Source organism: Pseudomonas sp. JL2, from assembly GCF_031570495.1.
GTDB lineage: Bacteria > Pseudomonadota > Gammaproteobacteria > Pseudomonadales > Pseudomonadaceae > Aquipseudomonas > Aquipseudomonas rhizophila.
Genome location: NZ_JAKUDH010000060.1, coordinates 1 through 1109, shown reverse-complemented (window position 1 = coordinate 1109; position 1109 = coordinate 1). Strand labels below are relative to the sequence as shown.

Annotated in this window: 1 protein-coding gene and 1 pseudogene; both read right to left on the bottom strand. The window is 66.3% G+C overall.

The window, feature by feature from the left end:
- Positions 1-393: pseudogene (locus MKS85_RS29135) on the bottom strand (RHS domain-containing protein); the annotation flags it as partial.
- A gap of 155 nt (positions 394-548) precedes the next feature.
- Positions 549-1109 (bottom strand): RHS repeat domain-containing protein (locus MKS85_RS29130; RefSeq protein ID WP_409078042.1); only part of this gene is annotated, 561 nt, incomplete at its 5' end.

The following is a 1109-nucleotide window of genomic DNA, read 5'->3' as shown; positions in this document are numbered from 1 at the left end:
GTAGCGTGCCGACCAGACGATGGTGCCGCCGTAGTTGGTCAGTTCCTGGGGTGTGCCCAGGTGATCGAGGTGGTAGTAGAACGGGCAGGCGTTCGGGCCTTTGCCGTCGAGCAGGGCCAGTGGGCGGAAGGTGCCCGGTTCGTAGACGTAGCTGCGGTGGTGGCGCGGGCTGCTTTCGGCGACGACCTGGTCACCCTGCCAGAAAAATTCCGTGGTCAGGCCGTCCACGGTCTTGCTGATGCGTCGGCCGAAGGCGTCGTAGCGGTAGGACGTTTCGCGCCCGTGCGCCGTGGTGACGCCGATCAGTCGGTGTTGGCTGTCGTAGCGGTATTCGCTGACGAGGCACTGGGCCTTGCCGCGCCGTTCGCGGATCAGGTTGCCGAAGGCGTCGTAGCGGTAGGACGTTTCGCGCCCGTGCGCCGTGGTGACGCCGATCAGTCGGTGTTGGCTGTCGTAGCGGTATTCGCGGACGAGGCACTGGGCCTGGCCGCGCCGTTCGCGGATCAGGTTGCCGAAGGCGTCGTAGTCGTAGTGCCGGTCGCCCTCCATCAGCAGGCGGTTGCCCTTGAGGTGGNGTGCGCCGTGGTGACGCCGATCAGTCGGTGTTGGCTGTCGTAGCGGTATTCGCTGACGAGGCACTGGGCCTTGCCGCGCCGTTCGCGGATCAGGTTGCCGAAGGCGTCGTAGTCGTAGTGGCGATCGCCCTCCATCAGCAGGCGGTTGCCCTTGAGGGTCGTCGGGCCGGGGCGGTCCTGCATCAGCAGGTTGCCGGCCGGGTCGTGGGCGAAGTGTTCCGGCGGCTCGCTGTGGGAATAGTCGATGCCGATCAGGCGATCCAGCGGGTCGTATTGGTAATGGCGGCGGTTGCGCTTGTCGGAAATGGACTGCAGGTTGCCATTGGCGCTGTAGGCGTAATCGCGCCAGAACAGTTGCTGCTGGTTCTGCCACACCGTCTGGGCCTTGAGCCGGCCCTGTTCGTCGTAGTCGTACTGGCTGAGCAGCAGGCCTTGGCGGCGCTGGCGTTCGCGCCCGCCACTGAGCTGGTGTTCGGTGAGGCGTGAGCCGTTCAGGTCGATGGCCGTCAGCGCGCCGCCCCGGGCGTGGTGGTA